Here is a 16,791-nt window from a genome sequence, read left to right on the forward strand (position 1 = left end):
CCCCAAGTGAGTCAGAATCCTTGCGTATAGAGGCCACCAATCGTTCCAGCGGAGTGGCTGGCCGGAGCGCCGTCGGCAAAGCCGGCAGCAGCCCCGCCTTCATGCCCGCCGGCGAGCACGGCGCGGCGCGGGTCAATAATACGGCGCCCCTTGCCCAGGCGGCGGGGCTCGATGCAATCCTGGCATTGCAGGCCGTGGGCGATTTTACCGAGGGCCGGCGCAAGGCGGTCAAACGCGCTTCAAGCCTGCTTGATCTGCTCGAAGAGATGAAGGCCGATTTGCTGGTCGGGAAAGTTACCCCGGTGCGGCTCGATGCCATGGTGACCCAGCTCGGCACGCTACGGGAACAGGTCGAGCCGGACCTGGACGCACTGATCGATGATATCGAGCTTCGGGTGCGGGTCGAACTGGCCAAGTTGGGACGATTTCCCCAGCTTTGATGGCGACCGGCAAAAGCACATCTGTCATCAAGATGTTGTCAGTTCCGGGTTACGCGCCTCTCGCGCAGGGTATTGCTGCGTTAACGAGAGGTTAGTTGTGTGCTTGCCGGGCGCGGACGACGCGCATATATAGGCCGCCAAGGGCGCATTGGAGTTGAGTCTGCTGATGTCTTCGGTTGAACTTACGGATTATCGACCCAGCGAGGGCGAGCCGTTTATGAACCCGCGCCAGCGGGAATATTTCCGGAACAAGCTGCATGCTTGGAAGGACGAGATCTTGCGCGAAAGCCGCCTGACTCTCGAAAACCTCCAGGAGGAAAGCCAGAATCATCCCGATATGGCGGATCGGGCAAGTTCTGAGAGTGATCGTTCACTGGAACTGAGAACGCGGGATCGCCAGCGCAAGCTGATCTCCAAGATCGACGCTGCGCTCAAGCGCATCGACGATGGGACTTACGGATATTGCGAAGAGACGGGCGATCCGATCGGGCTTGCCCGGCTCGATGCCCGTCCTACGGCCACGCTGAGCCTGGAAGCCCAGGAATTGCATGAGCGCCGCGAAAAGGTCTATCGCGACGAATAGGCGCGCCCAGAAGAGATTAAAAGCCCGCAGTGATGCGGGCTTTTTATTTTGTCATTCCGGGTTATCAGCTGCCCGGCACGCGCTCTGCATTGCGGTCGTGGATGGCCTGCACTTCCGGGGTCATTTCGCTGGCAAAGTCTTCAAGCCCGAAGACCGGCCGGATATCGATGTCGCTTTCGCTGAACATCGGGTTGGGGCAGCGCTTGACCCATTCGACTGCCTCGTCCATGTCGCGCACTTCCCAGATCCAGTAGCCGGCCACCAGTTCCTTGGTTTCGGTGAAGGGGCCGTCGATGACGGAGCGATCCGAGCCGGAAAAATGCACCCGCTTGGCATGCCGCGTGCCCTTTAGGCCTTCCCCGCCCAGCATGATGCCGGCATTGATCAGGTCCTCATTGTACTTGCCCATGGCTTCAAGAAGCTCGGTGTTGGGCAGGACGTCATTTTCACTGTCGGCGGTGGCTTTGACGAATACGATAACGCGCATTTACTGTCTCCTCAATTGCAGGGGCGAAATTGCCCTCCTGCCGAGCCGACGAGCCGAGGCGACCCGCTTCGACATTTTTTCTTCTCTATTTTCGCGCTTCAGCAGGAAAATGCAAAGTCTGGCTTCATGGGACCGGCGCGGGTCGAACAAAATGAGTCCGCTCAGCGCCACAGAGTTTTGTATTTCTTGCGATATTTCTCGTCTGGTTCGCTGGCGATGAGACGCTCCGCCAGGGGGCGGATGGCTTTATCCTCAGTCGCGTCCGCCAGTTTTCGCAGTCCGTCGAGCAGGTCATGGCGGATGAGGGTTGCGTTCCTGTGGCTGGCGCAGTCGGCAAAGCGCCGTTCGACCGCCGCCAGCAAAGCGGTCCTTGCCGCTTCGCCGGCCAAGCCGATGCGCCAGAGGGACTGGATGGTGTGGCGCGCGGTGACGAATTTCTCGTCATCGGTCACGGCCATAAGCCGGGGCAGGTCGCCGACAATGCGGCCTTCCGGATCGCTCAGCGCCAGGCGCGGCAGCAATTGTCCGGCAATGGCCCGGTCGTGATTGTCGGCGCTTGCCAGTCGGGCGACCACCTCGTCCCACACTTCATAGGCCCAGTCCAGCGGGGCTTCGGCCATTGGCAGGATGGCGGCATAGGCGGCATTCTGCGCCGCCCGGTCCCGGCTCCAGAGCGCTTCGAAACCCTGCGGTCTCATGGGCCGTAGCGCCGCTTGAGGTGGGCCTTGAAGTGGTCGGCATTGAGCGGTTCGCCGGTGGCGCGGGTGATCAGGTCAGGGGTCGAATAGCGCGAGGCCTGCGACCAGACTTTGTCCGACCGCCACTGGTTGATCGCGGCAAACTCGCCCTTGCGCATCTGATCGTGCATGTCGGGAACGTCGCGCTGCATGGAATTGGCCAGTTGTGCCGCGATCATGGCCCCCAGCGTATAGCTCGGGAAATAGCCGAAGGCGCCACCGGGCCAGTGCACGTCCTGCATCGGGCCATCCTTGGGGTCATTGATGGTCGAGATGCCGAGATACTCGGTCATCTTGGCATCCCAGGCCTCCGGAATCTGGCTGGCTTCGAGCTTGCCAGAGACCAGATCCTGCTCCAGCTCGTAGCGTAGGATGACATGGAGCGGGTAGGTCACTTCGTCGGCATCGACGCGGATATAGCCGCGCTCGACGAAATTGACCTCGTTAAGGACATCAGTGATGTCCCAGCCGGCAATGGCCTGATCGCCCAGGTGCTGGTGCACCAGCGGCAGCATGAATTCCCAGAATTCGGGGCTTCGGGCGAGCTGCATTTCGACAAACAGGCTCTGGCTTTCATGCATGCCCATGCCGCGCGCCTTGCCCAGCGGCCAATGCGACCAGTCCTTGGGCAGGCCCTGTTCATAGAGGGCGTGGCCGGTTTCGTGCAGCACGCCCATCAGCGATGTGAGGAACTGGTCGGTGCGATAGCGCGTGGTCATGCGCACATCGCTGGGCACGCCGCCACAGAAGGGATGATGCGAGACAGCAAGGGAGCCATGGGTGAAGTCGAAACCGACCGCCCGCATTGCCGCCAGTCCCAATTCCCGCTGTTTTTCGATCGGGAAGGGGGCGTTGAGCGCCTTGCGCGGCCGTGCGGCGAGGCGCTGTTCCTGCACCGAGAGCGCGACGGGGACGAAGTCCTTGAGAAAGCTCTTCAAATCGGTGAACACGACATCGATATCAGCGGTGCGGTTGCCCGGATCATATTGATCCATGAGCGCATCATATGCGGCCAGCCCGGTCGCTGCCGAGCGCAAAGCCGCTTCCTCGCGGACCAGCGCGATCACGCCTTCGAGCGCCGGCAGGAAGCTGTCCCAGTCGCCCTTTGGCCGTAGATCGCGCCAAAGTTGCTCGGAGCGCATGGTGGCGGCGGTGCGCCGCTCCACGAACTCGGTCGGCAGGCAGGTGGCGTTGATGTAGTTGCGCTCGAACTCGGCGAGCGCCAGCATCTGATCGGTATCAAGGTCTGCGTTGCGGGCCGCATCGATCCAGTCGGCAATCTGGGGAGCGGTGGCCTGCGCGTGATACATGCCGGCCAGGTTGGCCATGGCCTCCGCCCGCTTCTCCCCGCCACCGACGGCCATATGCGTGGCCTCGTCGGCTCCGAGGATGGAAAGGGCATGCTCAAGCGCCTCGAGCTTGCGGCCCAGCTCATCGAGTTTCTGGAAGGACATTTCAGGCTCCGAATATTGAGCCTGATCTGTTCCACAGCCCGAAAGGACGATCAAGGCTTGTCGGCTGGCGGCGCCTTATCTGAGCGGTTGCCATTGGAGGCAAGGCCAATGGCGATACCAATGGCCATACCGACCCCGATGCCCAAGGCGATATTGTCGAGTGCAGCGCCGATAGCAGCGCCGATGGCGATGCCAATGGCAATTCCGGTTCCAAGGTTCATGGATTCATCCTCCCTCCTCGAACGCCAACTCGAATGAGCCATGGTGGGTTGCCAAAAGAGGAGAGGCGCAGCCGGGGAAGCTGCGCCTCGTGGGGAGGGGCTCCGCGCCTGGGACAGCAGGAGCCTGGGGTATTCGGTCCTGCCGCTTCTGCTGGCGGGACCGTGCCGCACCATTCTGGCACGGCGGGGAAAGCGGCGGCGCCCATGGGGATGGAACGCCGCCGGAGAAGAATAATGGCTAGAAGGGCAGGATCGCGTCCATGGCCTGCTGGCCGTAGCGGGGTTGCTGCACATCGGTGATCTGGCCGCGGCCACCATATGAGATGCGGGCTTCGGCGATCTTGGTGGAGGGGATCGTGTTGTTGGCCTGTATGTCCGAGGGACGGACGATGCCTGTCACGATCAGGTCGCGGACCTCGAAGTTCACCCGTACTTCCTGACGTCCCTCGATGACCAGATTGCCATTGGGCAGCACCTGGATGACGACAGCGGCGACCGAGGTTTCGAGGGCTTCGCTGCGATTGACCGAGCCGGCGCCGGTGTCGCGGATGCCGGAGTTGAAGTCGATAGCGGCCTGTGGGTCGACATTGATTTTTGCGGCATCGGTGGCGCTGGAGAAGACGGCGCCGAACAGACCACCCATGCCGGCGCTATTGGTCGAATTGCGCGAGCGCTGGGTATTGTTGTTGATCTGGGCGCTGTCGTCGATGGTGACCATGACCGTCAGGATGTCACCGACCCGATGGGCGCGTTCATCCTTGAAGAAGCCCTTGGCCGACGTGCGATAGAGCGAATTGGCCTGGTAGGTATCGGCAATGGGTTCCGGCATCGGCATGCGCACGGGCTGGTACCCTGCAGTGGTGGTGGGATCGGCAATGGCCGTCAGGACCGGCGCCTGGCCGACATTGGCAAGGCGATCCATGGTGCTGCAGGCGCCCAAAGCGGCGGTGAGGGTCAGGATGGTGGCGATCTTGGCGATGTTCATTTTCATCTGTCCCGATACTAGAGGCCGGCAAGAGTGACCGGCGAGGTGGAGACTTCCACGGCGCCGGGCGCGATAACGGTGGCGCTGATGACGCGCCGGGAGATCAGGTTGAGCACCTGCAGCGGCGCGCCGGTCGCGGCGCTACTCACGGCCTGTCCCTTCACCGTCAGGGTCATCGGGCCCTGGCGATAGTAGATGGTGACAAGATCATTCTTGGCGATGGCCAGCGGGGTGCTGACATCGCTGGCCCGCAAGACCATGCCGTTGCGGCTCTGGCGATTGAGCGACATGCCGACCAATTGTTCCATCGAGGCGACGCCCTGCGCATCAGCCTGCTGGATGGGCAGGGGGCGCATGGTGATGTGTTCGGGGCGCAGTATGGTGCCTGCGGGCAGCCCGTCGACAAGATGCGGCGCCTCGATGCTGATCTCGATGGTACCCGACATGTCGAGCGGCCGATCGATGCCGGCAAGCAGGAACCGGGCGGCGAAGGTGCCATTGCCGGGCAGGTAGCGCAGGCTTTCCAAACGCGCCGGGGTGTCGCCGGTGGCGACGTTGATGATATCGACAGGGCTTGCGAATAGCATGTTGGCACTCATGGCGTCGCTCAGAATACCGCGGGTGCGCAAGTCTTCTGCAATCAGGCCCGCAAGCAGGTCATGGTCGACAATGGCAGCGGCGCGGGACACACGGACCTGGGCGAGGCCGTTCGCCTCGAAGCTGGTGAGGCCGATGCGCGCCGTTGCCGAACGCACAGCGGCCAGGTCGACATTGCCGGTGGTGCCGGGCAGAGGCGCGCGGAACAGCGGCAATTCGGCCAGGACGCCGGCATCCTCGAACATGTCGCCCACGGTGACGACCGGGGCGCTGACATTGATGTCCGCGCGGAGCACGGGGGCGGCCAAGGCCATGTCGGATACCAGAGCCATGCCAAGAGCCAGGGCGGCAATACGGAGAGTTTTCATCGTCAGTCTCCTCAGCTCAGCTGGCTTGTGGCCTGCATCATCTGGTCGGCGCCGGAAATGACGCGGGCGTTCATCTCATAGGCGCGCTGGGCGGCGATGAGGTCGGCGATTTCGGTGACCGAGTTCACATTGGCCATTTCGAGATAGTTCTGCAGCAGGTCGCCCGTGCCATCGACATTGGGAACGCTGACCTGGGCGGCGCCGCTGGCTGCGGTTTCGAGGAACAGGTTGTCGCCCATGGATTCAAGGCCCGACTTGTTGACGAAGCGTGCCAGCTGCAACTGGCCAAGTTGGGTCGCGGTGGCGTCGGTGCCGAGATAGGCCTCCACCGTGCCATCTGGTGATATTGCAACGCCGCGCGCTTCGCCCGGAATGGTGATGCCCGGATCAAGCGGATGCCCGCTGGAAGTCACCAGTGTGCCCTGGGGGTCGCGCTCGAAGGAGCCATCGCGGGTATAGGCGGTGCGGCCATCGGGCAGTTGCACCATGAAGAAGCCTTCGCCGCGAATGGCGACGTCCAGCTCGCCTTCCGTCAGGTTCACCGAACCCTGGCTCATGACGCGGGGTGTGGACACCGTGCGCACACCAGAGCCTATCTCGAGGCCCGCCGGCACCATGGTGCCCTGGTCGGAGGTCTGCGAGCCGGCCCTTGTGATCTGCTGGTAGAGCAGGTCCTGGAACTCCGCACGCTGCCGCTTGTAGCCGGTGGTGCGCATGTTCGCGATATTGTTGGAGATGACTTCGACATTGCGTTCCTGGGCGCCCATGCCGGTCGATGCGATATAGAGAGCTTTCATGGCGTGATCTCTTCAGGTTCAGGCGTTGGCGTCGCCAAGACGCTGGATGGCCGTGCGGCGCAATTCATCCTGCTTCTGGGCGAGAGAGGCGGCGGATTCATAGGCCCGCTGCACCTTGATCAGTTCGGCCATCTCGGAGACGCCCGAGACGTTGGAGCGCTCGACATGACCCTGCATGATACGGGTCGCAACATTGACCTCAGGGTCGCCACCGGAGAACAGGTTGGCGCCTTCGCGCTTGAGGTCCTGCGCATCGGCGAATTCGACGATGCGCAACTGGCCCTTGGGACCCGCGCTTGAGGAGATCGTGCCGTCACTGGCTATGGTGATGCCGATTTCCTCGGGGCCGAACTGGATGGGGCCGCCCGTGCCGAGCACAGGATTACCGGAGAGGTCGACCAGGGTGCCGTTGTTATTGAGCTGGAACGAGCCGGCCCGGGTCCAGCGTTCGCCGCCGGCGGTCTCGACGGCAAAGAAGCCATCGCCATTGAGTGCAACGTCGAGTTCATTGCCGGTCTGGACGACCGCGCCACCCGACAGGTCGTGCATGGTCGCCCAGTCCTGGACATAGGAAAGAGGCTGGTCTTGGTTTGGGAAGGTGCGGTCGCGGGCGACCGGCATCATGTATTCCTCGAACAGGATCTGCTCGGCCTTGAAGCCGGTGGTATTGAGATTGGCGATGTTATTCGCCACCACATCCAGCTGCCGCTGCAGCGCGATCTGCCGACTGAGGCCGATGAGTTGCGCGTTCTCGATCATGATAGTCCCCGGTTTGGTCCCCGAGACGGCCTGCTTCCCCAAGCCTGTCGCCTCGCCGATTTACTTTGCAGCAACCGTGCCAGAGCGACAATCTGTGTAAAATCAATGTGTTAGTGATCCGCCGAGGTTAACATGTGGCAGACTTTACCTGTGCAATCGGCAAAAGCTGCCCGGCAAAAACTGCCGCATTGGCGTGCTTTGTAACTATTCGTTAACCAACTGGGCCTTAGCTGGTCCGTGAGCCGGAATCGTCCGGATTGCGGGCATCTAATAGGGCCTCTGATATGGCTGCGGAAGCAGAAGCAGGAACTGAAGCGCCGGCCAAGAAGGGCATCCCGAAGCTCTTCATCATCATTGGTGCGGCCCTGGCGGTCCTGCTGATCGGCGGGGCGGGGCTGTTCTTCTTTCTCTCGTCCTCGGGTGGCGAGGAGGGAGTGGCGGGTGGCCATGGCTCCTCGTCCGCCTCGGAAGTGCACGACACCTTCATCTTCAACCTGCCGCCCATGATGGTGAACCTCAATACGACAGGTGAAGCCTCATCCTTCATGAAGCTGACCATTGCCCTGGAGGTCGCTGATGAACAGATGATGACCGAAATCCAGCCGCGCCTCGCCAAGGTCATCGACGCGTTCCAGGTCTATATGCGCGAATTGCGCAAGAGCGACCTCGAAGGGTCGGCAGGTATCTACAGGCTCAAGGAAGAATTGCTGCGGCGGGTGAACCTCGCCATCTATCCGGCCCATGTGGAGAGCGTGCTCTTCAAGGAAATCCTGGTGCAGTAATGGCTGGACCAAGCGATCAGGACAAATTGACGGACGACTGGGGGCTCGACGATCTCGGCGCGGCTTCGGATACGCCCGTTGCGGTCGATGAAAGCGACATGAATGACGAGGAGCGGGCCGCCGCCGCCGCCGCCGAATGGGCTGCCATGCTCGAAGGCGGCGATGGCGACGGGGAGGGCGGTGCAGACCGCGTGCTCAACCAGGACGAGATCGATAGCCTGCTCGGCTTCGACTCCAGCGCCGGCAGCAATGTCGAGCTGACGGGTGTCCAGGCCCTCATCAATTCGGCCCTGGTCTCCTATGAACGCCTTCCCATGCTCGAAATCGTCTTCGACCGCCTGGTGCGGCTGGCGACGACTTCGCTGCGCAATTTCACGAGCGACAATGTCGAAGTAACGATGGACTCGATCTCCTCGGTCCGCTTCGGCGACTATCTCAATTCCATCCCGCTGCCCGCTATCCTGTCGGTCATCAAGGCCGAGGAGTGGGAGAATTACGGCCTGCTCACCGTCGATTCCAATCTGATCTACTCGATGATCGACGTGCTGCTCGGCGGTCGTCGTATCGGCGGCAATATCCGCGTCGAGGGGCGGCCCTATACGACCATCGAGATGGCGTTGGCGCGCAAGATGATCGAGATTATCCTCGAGGACACGCACCGCGCCTTCGAACCGGTGACCCAGATCAACTTCAAGCTCGAGCGCATGGAGACCAATCCGCGCTTTGCCGCCATTTCGCGGCCGGGCAATGCCGCTATCCTGATCGAGCTGCGCATCGAGATGGATGATCGCGGCGGCAAGATCGAAATTCTTCTGCCCTATGCCACCATCGAGCCGATCCGCGAACAGCTGCTGCAGATGTTCATGGGTGAAAAATTCGGCCGCGACCCGATCTGGGAGGGGCATCTGGCGACAGAGATCTTCCAGGCCGATGTGGAGATCGAGGCGGTGCTGCATGAGCAGGAACTGCCGCTTTCAAAGCTGCTGAGCCTCAAGCCGGGGCAGACGCTGATGTTCGAGCGCAGCCCAAACGACCCGGTGCGCCTGCGCTGTGGCGATGTCGAGCTGACCGAGGCCATCATGGGCCATATCGGCAACAATGTTTCCGTGCGGGTGACCCACCCGCTCAACCCGCCCAAGGTCACCATGGCGGCCTTCGAGGCAATCGACGAGACGATGGAAGGACGATGATGTTCGGGCTGCCTCTTGGAATTTTCGTGGAAGGCGCTGTGGCAATCCTGCTGGCCCTGACCATTGGCTATTGCGTGCTCCTGAACCAGCGCCTCAAGCTTTTGCATCAGGACAAGGATGCGATGCGCCAGATGGTGGCGGACCTGGTCAGCGCGACCAATCTGGCCAACCAGGCGATCAAGGAACTCAAGTCCACGGCGGTCGAAGCCGATCTGTCATTGACAGCCCGGCTGGAAGAGGGCGAGCGGTTCGGCATCGAGCTGGCAAATCACGTGACTGCGGGCACCGTGCTGATGGAGCGCATCGCCAAGATCACCAGCGTTGCCCGGCACAGCCAGGCCATCGAACCGGTCGAGCCGCCGAACAAGGTGCAGAATGCCCTGCAGCAATTGTCCGAGCGCGTGCGTAGTCGCGGAGCCGCTGCGTGACCAATATTCGCCTGCTGCCGATTGTCATCATGGCCGTCGCCGCGCTGCTGGTCCTCAAGACCCTGGGGCTGGCAACCAATGGCGGCTATGTCCTGAGCGGCGTCAGTGTCGCCCAGGCGGCAGGCGGCGGATCGGGCAGTGGCGGTGCAACGCCGGGCGAAACGGTAACGCTGCCCAATGAACCAACGATCGAGGACACCAGTCCCACGCTTGACGACAGCACCCCTACATTGGGCGAACACCCTGTTTCCGGCGGCCACGGCGAGCCAGCTGCCAGTCATGGTGCAACCGAAGGGGGTGAGGCCGAGGCGGCGCACGAGGAAGCGGCAGCCAACACGATTGTCGATAACAATGCATGCGACCCACGTCCGGTCGCCGAAGTCGGGGAAGTGGATACCAGCGAGGGTGAACTCCTGGTTATTCCCGCCGAGTGCCCGCCATTGGCTGACGCCTTGCCGCAAGTGCTGACACCCGCTGGCGCGCAGCCCCTGACGGCCGGCGAGTCGACGCTGACCGAGCAGGCACTCCTGGAGCGCCTTTCTGCCCGTCGCACCGAACTCGACAGTTTCGAGCAGGAACTGGCCATGCGCGCGTCGCTGGTTGAAGCCGCCGAAAAGCGGATCGACGAGCGGCAACAGACCCTTCAGGCAATTGAGGGGCAGATTGCGTCGCTGGTCGAACAGCGCAAGGAGATGGAGGAGGGTCAGTTTGCCGGCATCGTTGCCATGTACGAGACGATGAAGCCCAAGGATGCCGCCAATATCTTCAATGCCCTGGATATCGAGGTTCTGCTGCGCGTGGCCAAGATGATGTCCCCGCGCAAGATGGCGCCCATCCTGGCCGAGATGGACACCATGCGGGCGCAGGAATTGACGGTGCGCATGGCCTCGGCGAGCACCGACCCGCTTGACCAGATGGCACCGGAAGACCTCGCGGCGCTGCCACAAATCGTCGGACAATAGATAATTGCCGGTCCACCCCTTAGGGGGGTGTTAAGTACCCATCGCTAGGGTTGCGCAGTCAAGGCGTTGGGCCGTCAAGAAGACGGTTGCGCCATGGAGTGTTGTAACCCCTCGCGTATTGAGGATCCCGGGAATTGCCGTTCCCGTCCCACAAGCGCGATATCATGCGTCGGGCGGGCAGAAGCCGGTGAAGACCGCAAACAAGTCAGGCTGGCGGGGGACATTTATTGTCCTGGCCGCATCGGCAATGGCCAGCATTCTGGCCCTTGCATTGCCGGCTGTTGCGCAGGATCAGGGCCAGCTCTATGCCACCGAGGAAGAGGGTTATGCGCGCCTTATTCTCAGTTTTCCCTCACTCGATGAACTCCCCCAATATGAGTTTCGCGTCGACAATGGCGTGCTTTCGGTCGAATTCGCGAACCCGGTGGAGATTCTTCTCCCCGATGTCGCGGTCACCCTGCCGAATTATCTCTCCATGGCCCGCGTCGATCCGGATGGCCGCGGCCTGCGGCTGGCTCTCAAGAGCGGGTTCAATTTCAACCGCATCGAGGCCGGAGAGAAGCTGTTTATCGACCTGATGCCGGTCAGCTGGCAGGGCATGCCACCGGCACTACCGCAGGAGATTATCGACGAGCTGGCTGAGCGGGCTCGGATGGCGGCCATCAAGGCCGAGCGCGATCGCAAGGCGCGCCTCGCGGCGGAACTGGATCCCAAGGTCGATATTCGCGTTGGCCGCAACGCCACTTTCATGCGGCTGCAGTTCGACTGGTCCGTGCCTACTGAGGGGGTATTTACCCAGACCGGGGAACTGGGCGCGGCCAAGTTCGAATGGCCAGTCGAGATGGATATGAGCGCCCTCGCAGGCAATCTCCCCGAGGAACTGGTCTCGGTGCAGGCAGGCTCTTCTGCCGATGGCGCCGTGGCCACCTTCCTTTTCACCGAAGGGGTTGAACCGCGCTTTTACGCCATCTCCCCCGCGCAATATGTGCTCGACATCGATATTGCCGGTACCGAACTGCCGGCCTTGACCCGCGCCGACCTGTCGGCGGAGGCCGAGCAAATCGCGGCTGACGTCAAGATCGAGGCGCAGGTCGCCGAGGCACCGCAGATTGCTGCCTTGCAGCCGGCGGCGTCGGAAAGCATTACCCCGTTCGTCAGCGTGCTCGGCAATACGGTGCGGGTGGTGTTCCCGTTTGAGCAGGATACGCCGGCCGCTGTTTTCCGGCGCGGTAACTCCGTGTGGATGATCTTCGATACGGTGAGCGGCATTGTCGCCCCGCTGGGATCGAGCGAGTTGGACAGCGTGGCGCAGGAATTCACCGTTGTGTCCTCTGGCGACACGCAGGTGGTCAGGCTCGATCTCGCACAGGACCGGCTGGCGACCCTGGGGTCCGAGGGCATGGCCTGGGTGCTTTCGCTCGGCGACATGATGCTCAGCCCCACCGAGCCGATGGCTTTGTCACGGCGGCGCGATATCGAAGGCTCGTTCGAGATGGTGGTCGACATTGTCCGTCCGGGCCGGGTGCATGACTTCCGTGATCCGCTGGTTGGTGACGTGCTCAAGGTGGTGACGGCCTATCCACCAGCGCGGGGGCTGACGCGGTCGCTCGATTATGTGGATTTCAGCGCGCTGCGTAGCGTACATGGCCTGGTGGTGCAGCCCAAGTCGGCGAACCTGTCCGTAGCCATTGAAAGTCCCGAAGCGGTGATTTCCACCACCGGAGGCCTTACCGTCTCGGCTATCGACACCTTGCGCAATACCGGTTCGGAGGCGCAGGAAGCAGCGCGCGCCGGCTATCTCGATCTTGTGTCGCTGGAAGAGCGCAGCCCCCAGGCCTTTATCGACAACCGCGACCGTCTGGAGGCCGCTGCTGCGGCCGGCGAAGGCCGCAATCGCGACATCGCCCGGTTGCGGCTTGCCCAGTATCTGGTGGCCAACCGGTTCGCAATCGAAGCGATCGGCGTGCTCAAGGTGCTGGATGACGAGCTCAAGGCCGCGGACCTGACAAGGGAAATCCGCAGCACATCCGCTATTGCCAATGTGCTGGCGGGACGGCCGCGCGATGCACTGCATCTGCTCAATGCCGCCTCGCTGGACCAGGAGGTGGATGCCCTGTTCTGGCGCACCATCGCCCGTGCAGAGACCCAGGACTATCGTGGTGCCCGTTTCGACGCCATGGAAGCCCGCGCAATTGCCGATAACTACCCCGAGTGGGCCCGCAACCGCTTCCGCCTGGCCGCGGCGCGATCGGCGGTGGAGGCCGGCGATTCCAGCCTTGCCCAGCGCATGCTCGATGCCATCGACTTTGCGAGCATCAGTGTCGAGGATGCGTCGATGTTCCACCTCCTCTCGGGTCGCATCGACGAAGCCGAGGGGCGCAACCAGGAAGCCCTTGATACCTATGGACAGGTGATCGTATCGGAAGTGCGCCCGACGCGCGCCGAGGCGGTCTATCGCACCCTGCTGCTGCTCGACCAGGAAGGACGGCTGGATCTGGCCAAGGGGACGCAGACCCTGGCGGCGGAAACCCTTCTGTGGCGTGGAGATGCTCTCGAAGCGGACATGCAAACATTGCTGGCACAGCTCTATTTCCGCAATGGCGACTACCGGCTTGGGTTCGAGACGGTGAAAGCGGCCGTGGCCAATTATCCCGAAAGTCCGCCGGTGAACGCGTTGCGCGACCAGGCGCAGTCGATGTTTGCGGACCTGTTCCTGAACGGCGTCGCCGATTCTATTGGCGCTGTCGAGGCGATGGCCATCTACTACGATTTCCAGCACCTGACCCCGCCAGGCGCACGCGGCGACGAAATGATCCGTAACCTGGCGCGACGCCTCGTGCGCGTGGATCTGCTCGCCCAGGCCGCAGACCTACTGCAATATCAGCTCGACAATCGCCTGCGCGGTGTTGCCCGCACCCAGATCGCTTCCGACCTGGCCGTGATCTACCTGGCCGACCGCAAGCCGCACGAGGCCATGCGCGTGCTCCGGGACACGCAACTGCCGGGGCTGCCCGATTCCCTGCAGCGCCAGCGCCGCATACTGGAAGCTCGCGCCATGATCGATGGCGGCCGTGATCAACTGGCCCTGGACCTGATCAGCAATATGGACGGCAAGGATGTCGAACTGCTGCGGATCGATGCGCACTGGAAGGCCCGACGCTACAGTCAGGCGGGCGAAATGATCGAGGCGATCTACGGCAATGCGCCCGCAGGCAAGCCACTTAACCTGGTGGCGCGGATGAGCCTGATCAAGGCCGCCGTGGGCTATGTTCTGGCCAGCGATGATTTCGGCCTGTCGCGCCTGCGCGGCAAGTTTGGAGAGCAGATGGTTGCCTCGCCCGAATGGCCGATGTTCGACTTTGTCACCGGTCCGATCCAGACAACGAGTCTCGAATTCAAGAGGGTCGCCTCCGAAGTGGCCGCCGTGGACAGCCTCTCGGCGTTCCTGGCGTCATATCGGGAAACCTATGCCGGCGAGGGGGCCCTGACCCCGCTCAAGGCCAGCAAGGCCGAAGCGGCGGTCGCTTCGCTCTAACTCGCAAAACTTCGGACCAGCGAGCCGGCCACCAGATACCAGCCATCGACCAGCACGAAGAAGATCAGCTTGAAGGGTAGGGAGATGACGACCGGCGGCAGCATCATCATGCCCATGCTCATCAGCACCGAGGCCACGACCATGTCGATGACCACGAAGGGCAGGAACAGCAGGAAGCCGATCTCAAAGGCGCGGCGCAATTCCGAGATGATGAAGGCCGGGACCAGCAGTTGCAGCGGGATGGCCTCGGGCTCGTCTGGCGGCTCGGCTTCGGTCAGGTCGTAGAAGAGTTCCAGGTCCTTGTCCCGCACATTGGCGCGCATGAATGTGTGGATCGGGGCCGCGCCTGCGTCAAAGGCCTCGGCAAACTCGATTTCCGCGGCCATCAGCGGGGCAATGCCCTGGTCGTAGCTCTGCTGCAGGGTGGGCTGCATGATGAAGAGCGTCAGGAACAGGGCGAGCGAGACCATGACTGTGTTCGGCGGTGCGGTCTGCAGGCCGATGGCGGTGCGCAGCAGGGACAGCACCACCACGATGCGCGTGAAGCTGGTCACCATCACCAGAATCGAGGGCGCCAGCGACAGGAGGGTGATCAGCCCGATGAGTTGGATGGCCCGCTCGGTCAGCGTCGTGTCGTCACCGAAATCGATTGAGAGGTCCTGGGCATAGACCCGTCCGCTGAGGGCAATCGCGAAGCCTGCGGCTACCAGGAATGGCAGAAGGCGTTTCCAGCGCGGGGTACGCGCCGGATCAGGGTCGGTTGGCAGGATTGCCGGTCTCGTGCTCAAGCGCTTCGCCTTCGCTCACCTTGTCGTTGTCGTCCTCTTTAGCTGAGTCGGCAGGCGGCTCGGCTGAAATGTCCGGGTTTTGCCCGGTCACGGTGGGGTCCTGGACACTGACGGGCCGCAAGAGCCCTGTATGGCGCAGCGAGCGGGTGCCGCGGCGAACGGTGGTTTCGGCCGGCGGGGTCGAGGCGGGCTCGGATTCCGGCACCGGTTCAGGTGCTGCTGCGGGCATTTTTGCCGGGGCGGGCTTGCGGGTGACGATGGCGGGGAGGGGACGCCGCTGGGGCGTCGCCTGGGCCGGCTCCTGGATGGCAATGCCGGTTTCCACGACCACATCCTGCGGTCCGCCAGTCAGGATCAGGTGTTCGACATCGTCGCGCCTGATGATCACCAATTGCCGTTTCGGGTCGATGGAAAGCGTATCGACGACCGAAAGCCGGCGGTTACGCCCGCGCACCGCATTGCCGGAAAACTTCGACAGGAGCTTGAGCAGCCAGACCGCCAGGATGATGAGCACCACGACAATGCCCAGGGCAAAGATCATGGTGAGGATGGTGTTGCCACTGCCGCCGAACAGGCCGGTGATGAACTGCACGCGCAAGACCTCCAAGAGCATTTCGCCTAGGCTAGGCCATAGCGCGATTCCGGGCCCGGCAATAGCCGCGGCAGACCCCGGATCGGCACTTCTTGCCCAGCAGAGCGGTCAATTCTGCAAATTGCAGCTGGATTTGGCGCCGGCCAAGGCGCGCTTAACGCTTGGTTAACCATTCACCCGGCAAGAATTGCCCTGTTGCAGCACTTGCGGGAGTTCGGCCGATGGGCCTCATGGACATGCCAGTCTTTTCGGCTCTGACCGACAAGATGCGCTGGCACCAGACCCGTCAAGGCCTGCTTGCCGAAAACGTGGCCAATGCCGAAACGCCGGGATATCGCGGCCGCGATCTCAAGCAATACGATTTTGCCGATCGCGGGGCGATGCTTGGTTCATCGGCCGTGATGACAACGGTGACCCAGCCCATGCACTTCTCGGCCTCGTCGGGCGAGGGGGGCGCGTTCGATGCGCAGCGCATGGCCAATTTCGAGATTACCCCCGAGGGTAACGGGGTGACCCTGGAAGACGAGATGATGAAGGTCACGACCAATATGATGGACTACCAGGCCGCCACGTCTCTCTACCAGAAATCCATCCGCATCCTGCGCGTTGCAATGGGCAAGAATGTCTAGCGCGCTTCAAGACGCATCCCAGAGGTAGATCATGGACTTCAATTCCTCGCTCCGCATCGCCGCTACGGGCCTGCATGCGCAGACCGCCCGAATGCGCGTCATCGCCGAGAACATCGCCAATGTGGATTCCGCCGGCACCGCGCCGGGGGAAGAACCCTACCGCCGCCGCATTCCGACCTTCGAGACAAGCTTTGATGCCGATGTTGGCGGGCGCGTGGTCGAGATCGGACGCCTCGCCCTCGACCAAAGCCCCTTCACCTCGCGGTTCGAGCCGGGCCATCCGGCGGCGGACGAGACTGGCTATGTGCAGTATCCCAACGTCAATACGCTGATCGAGACGGTGGACATGCGCGAGGCCCAGCGCAGCTACGAAGCCAATCTCAACGTGGTCACCGTGACTCGCCAGATGCTCGGGCGCACGCTCGACATCCTGCGCGGCTGATAGATCAGGAGGGCC

General features: G+C 62.5%; 19 protein-coding genes. 9 read left to right on the forward strand and 10 right to left on the reverse strand.

The window, feature by feature from the left end:
- Positions 1–20: 20 nt before the first annotated feature.
- Complete coding sequence (locus ACXYMS_RS04830) at positions 21–440, forward strand: flagellar assembly protein FliX (protein ID WP_458904143.1); 420 nt, start codon at positions 21–23, stop codon at positions 438–440.
- A gap of 166 nt (positions 441–606) precedes the next feature.
- Positions 607–1,023, forward strand: coding sequence for an RNA polymerase-binding protein DksA (gene dksA / locus ACXYMS_RS04835; protein ID WP_458904145.1), 417 nt, complete (start codon positions 607–609; stop codon positions 1,021–1,023).
- A 64-nt stretch (positions 1,024–1,087) separates the two neighbouring features.
- On the opposite strand, the gene ACXYMS_RS04840 is transcribed toward dksA, so the two are convergent.
- The 8 genes from ACXYMS_RS04840 to flgF form a co-directional block, all read right to left on the reverse strand.
- A complete protein-coding gene (locus tag ACXYMS_RS04840) occupies positions 1,088–1,510 on the reverse strand; it encodes a YciI family protein (RefSeq protein ID WP_458904146.1) in 423 nt (140 codons plus the stop codon).
- 161 nt (positions 1,511–1,671) lie between these two features.
- A complete protein-coding gene (locus ACXYMS_RS04845; protein WP_458904147.1) occupies positions 1,672–2,208 on the reverse strand; it encodes a hypothetical protein in 537 nt (178 codons plus the stop codon).
- Entirely contained in the window at positions 2,205–3,701 is a 1,497-nt protein-coding gene (locus ACXYMS_RS04850) for a carboxypeptidase M32 (RefSeq protein ID WP_458904149.1), read from the reverse strand. The genes ACXYMS_RS04845 and ACXYMS_RS04850 overlap by 4 nt, the downstream gene beginning before the upstream one ends.
- A 50-nt stretch (positions 3,702–3,751) precedes the next feature.
- Positions 3,752–3,922, reverse strand: a complete 171-nt coding sequence (locus tag ACXYMS_RS04855; RefSeq protein WP_458904151.1) for a hypothetical protein — start codon at positions 3,920–3,922, stop codon at positions 3,752–3,754.
- 238 nt (positions 3,923–4,160) lie between these two features.
- The gene (flgH, locus tag ACXYMS_RS04860; RefSeq protein ID WP_458904152.1) at positions 4,161–4,907 is read right to left on the reverse strand and encodes a flagellar basal body L-ring protein FlgH; all 747 of its coding nucleotides are present in this window, start codon (positions 4,905–4,907) and stop codon (positions 4,161–4,163) included.
- A gap of 17 nt (positions 4,908–4,924) precedes the next feature.
- A complete protein-coding gene (gene flgA / locus ACXYMS_RS04865; RefSeq protein ID WP_458904154.1) occupies positions 4,925–5,872 on the reverse strand; it encodes a flagellar basal body P-ring formation chaperone FlgA in 948 nt (315 codons plus the stop codon).
- Between the two features lie 11 nt (positions 5,873–5,883).
- Positions 5,884–6,669, reverse strand: a complete 786-nt coding sequence (gene flgG / locus ACXYMS_RS04870; RefSeq protein WP_458904156.1) for a flagellar basal-body rod protein FlgG — start codon at positions 6,667–6,669, stop codon at positions 5,884–5,886.
- 18 nt (positions 6,670–6,687) lie between these two features.
- Positions 6,688–7,425 carry a flagellar basal-body rod protein FlgF gene (gene flgF, locus ACXYMS_RS04875; protein ID WP_458904612.1) on the reverse strand — a complete coding sequence of 246 codons (738 nt, stop codon included), beginning with the start codon at positions 7,423–7,425 and terminating at the stop codon, positions 6,688–6,690.
- A 287-nt stretch (positions 7,426–7,712) separates the two neighbouring features.
- Here flgF and ACXYMS_RS04880 point away from each other — a divergent pair, with 287 nt between their 5' ends.
- The 5 genes from ACXYMS_RS04880 (at position 7,713) to ACXYMS_RS04900 (ending at position 14,325) form a co-directional block, all read left to right on the forward strand.
- The gene (locus ACXYMS_RS04880; RefSeq protein ID WP_458904158.1) at positions 7,713–8,210 is read left to right on the forward strand and encodes a flagellar basal body-associated FliL family protein; all 498 of its coding nucleotides are present in this window, start codon (positions 7,713–7,715) and stop codon (positions 8,208–8,210) included.
- The gene (gene fliM / locus ACXYMS_RS04885; RefSeq protein ID WP_458904160.1) at positions 8,210–9,400 is read left to right on the forward strand and encodes a flagellar motor switch protein FliM; all 1,191 of its coding nucleotides are present in this window, start codon (positions 8,210–8,212) and stop codon (positions 9,398–9,400) included. The genes ACXYMS_RS04880 and fliM overlap by 1 nt, the downstream gene beginning before the upstream one ends.
- Positions 9,400–9,828 (forward strand): DUF6468 domain-containing protein, encoded by a 429-nt coding sequence (locus tag ACXYMS_RS04890; protein ID WP_458904162.1) that lies wholly within the window; start codon positions 9,400–9,402, stop codon positions 9,826–9,828. Before fliM ends, ACXYMS_RS04890 begins: the two co-directional genes overlap by 1 nt.
- Positions 9,825–10,790: a MotE family protein gene (locus ACXYMS_RS04895; protein WP_458904164.1), complete on the forward strand. Its 966-nt coding sequence runs from the start codon at positions 9,825–9,827 to the stop codon at positions 10,788–10,790. Before ACXYMS_RS04890 ends, ACXYMS_RS04895 begins: the two co-directional genes overlap by 4 nt.
- Before the next feature lie 247 nt (positions 10,791–11,037).
- Complete coding sequence (locus tag ACXYMS_RS04900; protein WP_458904165.1) at positions 11,038–14,325, forward strand: hypothetical protein; 3,288 nt, start codon at positions 11,038–11,040, stop codon at positions 14,323–14,325.
- Here the strand turns inward: ACXYMS_RS04900 and fliP are convergent.
- Both fliP and ACXYMS_RS04910 read right to left on the reverse strand, forming a co-directional pair.
- Positions 14,322–15,113, reverse strand: coding sequence for a flagellar type III secretion system pore protein FliP (fliP, locus tag ACXYMS_RS04905; RefSeq protein ID WP_458904166.1), 792 nt, complete (start codon positions 15,111–15,113; stop codon positions 14,322–14,324). The genes ACXYMS_RS04900 and fliP overlap by 4 nt on opposite strands.
- Complete coding sequence (locus ACXYMS_RS04910; RefSeq protein WP_458904168.1) at positions 15,076–15,705, reverse strand: FliO/MopB family protein; 630 nt, start codon at positions 15,703–15,705, stop codon at positions 15,076–15,078. Before ACXYMS_RS04910 ends, fliP begins: the two co-directional genes overlap by 38 nt.
- Positions 15,706–15,926: 221 nt before the next feature.
- On the opposite strand from ACXYMS_RS04910, the gene flgB reads away from it, so the two are divergent.
- On the forward strand, positions 15,927–16,334 hold the full coding sequence (flgB, locus tag ACXYMS_RS04915) for a flagellar basal body rod protein FlgB (protein WP_458904170.1): 408 nt from the start codon (positions 15,927–15,929) through the stop codon (positions 16,332–16,334).
- Positions 16,335–16,365: 31 nt separating this feature from the next.
- Positions 16,366–16,776, forward strand: coding sequence for a flagellar basal body rod protein FlgC (gene flgC / locus ACXYMS_RS04920; protein WP_458904172.1), 411 nt, complete (start codon positions 16,366–16,368; stop codon positions 16,774–16,776).
- Positions 16,777–16,791 lie beyond the last annotated feature (15 nt).

The sequence above is a fragment of the Devosia sp. CAU 1758 genome, from assembly GCF_054482695.1.